Raw genomic sequence first — 4,475 nt, 5'->3', positions numbered from 1 at the left:
GTAAATTAAATAATTTTCTATACTTCAAAGTGCTTGAAAGTATAGTGTTTATGCGGATAATCGCAAATTAGATATAAAATTTATAATAAATAATATAGACGAGAAACGAACTACAGAGCAAATAATCCTTTCATGTTTAGATAGTAGCGAATATGAACGGAGAGAAGGGTATTTGTGGAGTGATGAAGGTGAAAAGGTGCAATACACTATTCGAAATAAGAAAAATTCACAAAGATACTATTTAGAAATTATATCTAAACTTAGGGTCAATAGAGGAACGGAAGTACTATTGCATTTAGATAAGTGTTTGCTAGAGTCAACAGAACAGAGGTACATAAATATCGTTCGAGTATATGATGGCGTATCTGCAGCATTTTGTGAAAAGTTGTATCCTAAATATGGGGCATTTGAAAGACAATTAAGACAATTGATTCTTTTGGTATTGACAAAAGCATTTGGAATTAATTGGAGAAATGAAACAATTCCAACAGAAAAATTAAATGATATGAAAAGGACAGCGAAAGGGGCATTGTCATTGAGTGAAACTTTGGAGCAGTTAGATTTAGCTGCAATGGAAAGTTACTTGTTTGATAAACGAGAGGTGAATTATCAGACATTTTTTAATGAAAAGTTAGATGCCGAAGTTCTTAAGAGAAAGGAAAAGGATGAACTATGTAATTTGATAGAAGAAATGAGGCCGCGTAGTTTATGGGAAAGAAATTTTGGGATGGTTGGAAAACAGGAAACATGGGAAAAGCAGATTTTGGAAATACATCAGTGTAGAAACAAAGTGGCGCATTCGAAAAAAGTTAGTAAAAAGGAATATGATGATATAAATAAAAAAATGAATAAATTGAATAAGGACTTGAGAATAGCAATTTCTGAACTTGAATGCAAAGACTTTGAAAATGTAGAAGCTGTGGATATTTTGAGTAGTTTTGCATTAACTGTAGGAAAACGAATGAGAGAAGCTATACTAGAAAATTACGATTGGACGAAAATGATAGAAAATATTAATAAAATGGTTCAGCATATGGTTGTTTCAATAAAAGAGAGCTATATTTCTAGTTTTGCTGAAGCAGCACAAAAAAATGCTGAAACAATAAAGGAAATAGGAAAAAGCATAAATTATATTAGTACGTCAAATTATATGAAAATAGCGGCTGCGTTTGAGTCTGCAGAAGAATTGAATGAGGAAGCAAAACAATTTTCAAAAAGTGCCGAAAATTTTTAAAGATAGTAAATTATTAAGAGCGATTTTGTTGCCACCGTTACATTAGTACAGGGATATAGTGCAACGGTGGCATAGGCAACGTTGAAAAGAATGTGTAGTGCATGAAAAGAGTTCAAGGAGAGCTTTTTTCATGTAGAGATAATTTATTCTGTAGTATCATATTCTATAGATGAACAGGATAATGTACTATCCCAGATGGATTCTTCAATAGCTTGTATACATTCATCAGTATGTTTAATAATATCCTGCCCCCAGAAATGGAAAACCGTGTAACCTAAGAATAAAAGCTTTTTGTCATTTTCATAATCCCGGTGGCGGTTCCGCTCAATTTTCTTAATCCAGAAATCTGGATTTTTGCCTTTTTCAAGACGAAGTTTTAAAATTTCCCAGTCTTTACCATGGAAGAATTCACTGTCACAGAATATGGCGATTTTATATTTGGTGAGGACTATGTCAGGAGAACCGGGGAGAACTTTGTAATTTTTACGGTAATGATATCCTTTGTGCCATAAAGCCTTACGCAGCTGAACTTCGATAGAAGTATCATGGCTATGGATTTTGCTCATATTTTTTGAAACTGTGGCAGCGTCTCTGGGCATATAGAACACACCTCTACTTCGAATTATATAATTTATCTTAACAAAAAATATAGAGAGTGGCAATAGTGGATAAGATGTATAAAAGAGAAGATCTAACGATATGGTGAGAAAGTGCTTGTTGCTAATTTATAGATATGGTAGAATATAAACAGTATTATTTCAACTTGGAGGGACAAAAATGTCAATTTGTTATGATAAATTATGGAAATTATTGATTGATAAGAGGATGAATCGTACAGAACTAAAAGAAGCGTCAGGTATCAGTTTTAATGTGTTAGCAAGATTAGGGAAAAATGAGCCAGTGTCATTTGAAACAATAGAAAAGATTTGTTTTACTTTGAATTGTAAAATTGAAGATGTGGTGGAAATACAAAATGATGCAAAGATTGAAGTAAAAAAGAACGACTATACAACCATAGAATTATTTGCAGGAGCAGGTGGTTTGGCATTAGGAATAGAAAAAGCGGGATTTAAAACTTTAGGTTTAATTGAGTTTGATAAAGATGCAGCGGATTCACTAAAGGCAAATCGCCCAGAGTGGAATGTTATCAACGATGACATAGCTAATATCTCTGGATTAGATTTGGAAGAATATTTTGGAATAAAAAAAGGTGAACTGGATCTATTATCCGGCGGCGCACCTTGTCAGGCCTTTTCTTATGCAGGAAAAAGATTGGGGTTAGAGGATGCAAGAGGAACACTTTTTTATCATTATGCGACGTTTTTGGAAAAATTGCAGCCGAAGATGTTTTTATTTGAGAATGTTAGAGGATTATTAACGCATGATAAAGGAAGAACATATGCAACTATAAAAAATATTTTTGAAGAAGCTGGTTATACAATTCAGAAAAAGGTAATGAATGCATGGGATTTTGGCGTTCCGCAAAAGAGAGAGAGGCTAATTACAATCGGAATACGGAATGATCTCTTAGATAAGATTTCATATTCTTTCCCGAAAGAGCATGAATACAAGCCGGTTTTAAGGGATGTGTTATTGGATTGTCCGGAAGGCCCAGGAATTCCTTACGGGGAGAATAAGAGAAAAATATTTGAATTGGTACCAGCAGGAGGATATTGGAGAGATATTGATCCGGAAATTGCGAAAGCGTATATGAAGAGTTGTTGGGACATGGAAGGTGGCAGGACAGGAATACTTCGTAGAATGAGCCTGGATGAACCATCGTTGACAGTATTAACTTCACCGTCTCAAAAACAGACAGAGAGGTGCCATCCGTTAGAGGCGAGGCCGTTTACTGTACGCGAAAATGCTAGATGTCAGACATTCCCAGACGACTGGCAATTTTGTGGAAGTGTGCAGTCACAATATAAGCAGGTTGGAAATGCAGTTCCGGTAAATTTGGCATATGATATTGCGGTGGAAATACGCAAAGCGTTAGAGGGGGTAAAATAATGGATTGGAATTTAAATTTTATATCTGAAGAAGATTTTAAAAAGCATGTACGTGCAACCATTATGAAATATGGTGAGAAACTGGAATCGTATGATTTGAGGAGGTTCAACAGCAATTTAATCGATCCGATTAAATTGATTTTTGATAAATCTGTATATTGTACAAGTTGGGAAGAAATTGTAAATAACGAAATTTTCAGACAAAGAGATAAGTCGAATAATAATGATATAGGATATTTTCATCAGAACATCTTTTCATACTTTAATGGGTGTGAGGTACCGCAGGCCGGATGGGATGTAATATATAAAAATCCGAATGGAATACAAATGCCAGATGGAGATATTGTACATACTTTATATGTAGAGATGAAAAATAAGCATAACACAATGAATTCAGCATCTTCAGCAAAAACATATATAAAAATGCAGGGTCAGATCTTGGAAGATGATGATTGTGCATGCTTGCTTGTTGAGGCTATTGCGAAAAAATCTCAAAATATCAAGTGGACAACGAAGGTCGATGGTAAAAATGTGCAGCATAGATTGATTCGCCGTGTTAGTATGGATCAGTTCTATGCGATTCTCACAGGGGAAGAAAACGCATTTTATAAGATGTGTATGGTACTGCCTCAGACAATCAAAGAGGTTGTAAATGAAGAGAGTGGTGTGAAGGTGCCTCATGATACCGTTATTGAAGATTTAAGGAAAGTTGCAGTGTTGTATTGCGAAAAGGATGATGAATTGGCAATGGCGATGGCTGTGTATATGTTAGGATTTAGCACATATATGGGCTTTAATGATACAGTGCAACCAGAATTGGGAACAGGTAAAGATGAAATGCTTAAACGTATTTATGAATATGTGGAAAGAGCACCGATTAACCGATAGGATATAGAATGACATGTAGGGAAGGATTATGTTTTATACAATATATGATGCTATTATTTTTCAAATGGAGAAAAAGGGGATAAAAGAGGATGAGGTAAAAAGGATATTAAGAGAAAATGGGGTAAAGGCTGAGGAATTGTTGATGCTAAAGAATGATTGCACTGCACTTTTATCAGAAGAAAAATTAAATAAATTATATAAAAAATTTGGAATATCAAAACTTGAGATAGAATTACTAATGGGAAATATTTCACGAGAGAGGGTGCGGACATTTTCTTGGACTATCTAAGTGACCAATCCAAGTCTATGTCTGTACTCTATAGGACTCAAATATCCTAATGATT

5 protein-coding genes are annotated in these 4,475 nt (G+C 34.5%); 4 read left to right on the top strand and 1 reads right to left on the bottom strand.

Features of this window, described 5'->3' with window-relative positions; genetic code table 11:
* Positions 1–172: 172 nt before the first annotated feature.
* On the top strand, positions 173–1,234 hold the full coding sequence (locus tag OCV63_RS17110; protein WP_158365420.1) for a HEPN domain-containing protein: 1,062 nt from the start codon (positions 173–175) through the stop codon (positions 1,232–1,234).
* Between the two features lie 143 nt (positions 1,235–1,377).
* Here OCV63_RS17110 and OCV63_RS17105 read toward each other — a convergent pair whose 3' ends face one another.
* Complete coding sequence (locus OCV63_RS17105; RefSeq protein ID WP_158365418.1) at positions 1,378–1,833, bottom strand: very short patch repair endonuclease; 456 nt, start codon at positions 1,831–1,833, stop codon at positions 1,378–1,380.
* Between the two features lie 178 nt (positions 1,834–2,011).
* On the opposite strand from OCV63_RS17105, the gene dcm reads away from it, so the two are divergent.
* The 3 genes from dcm to OCV63_RS17090 are packed head-to-tail and all read left to right on the top strand — an operon-like array spanning position 2,012 to position 4,420.
* Complete coding sequence (gene dcm / locus OCV63_RS17100) at positions 2,012–3,244, top strand: DNA cytosine methyltransferase (RefSeq protein ID WP_158365416.1); 1,233 nt, start codon at positions 2,012–2,014, stop codon at positions 3,242–3,244.
* Positions 3,244–4,131, top strand: a complete 888-nt coding sequence (locus OCV63_RS17095; RefSeq protein ID WP_158365414.1) for an Eco47II family restriction endonuclease — start codon at positions 3,244–3,246, stop codon at positions 4,129–4,131. Before dcm ends, OCV63_RS17095 begins: the two co-directional genes overlap by 1 nt.
* Before the next feature lie 28 nt (positions 4,132–4,159).
* The gene (locus OCV63_RS17090; RefSeq protein ID WP_158365412.1) at positions 4,160–4,420 is read left to right on the top strand and encodes a hypothetical protein; all 261 of its coding nucleotides are present in this window, start codon (positions 4,160–4,162) and stop codon (positions 4,418–4,420) included.
* Positions 4,421–4,475 lie beyond the last annotated feature (55 nt).

This window comes from Laedolimicola ammoniilytica, assembly GCF_025567165.1.
GTDB classification, from domain to species: Bacteria; Bacillota; Clostridia; order Lachnospirales; family Lachnospiraceae; genus Laedolimicola; species Laedolimicola ammoniilytica.
The sequence above is the reverse complement of the archived record's forward strand: the minus strand, read 5'-3'. Positions and strand labels throughout refer to the sequence as shown.

Excerpts from the sequence above, each read along its gene's own strand:
- dcm (WP_158365416.1), top strand. The coding sequence starts at position 2,012 with ATGTCAATTTGTTATGATAAATTATGGAAATTATTGATTGATAAGAGG.
- OCV63_RS17090 (WP_158365412.1), top strand. The coding sequence starts at position 4,160 with ATGTTTTATACAATATATGATGCTATTATTTTTCAAATGGAGAAAAAG.
- OCV63_RS17105 (WP_158365418.1), bottom strand. The coding sequence starts at position 1,833 with ATGCCCAGAGACGCTGCCACAGTTTCAAAAAATATGAGCAAAATCCAT.
- OCV63_RS17095 (WP_158365414.1), top strand. The coding sequence starts at position 3,244 with ATGGATTGGAATTTAAATTTTATATCTGAAGAAGATTTTAAAAAGCAT.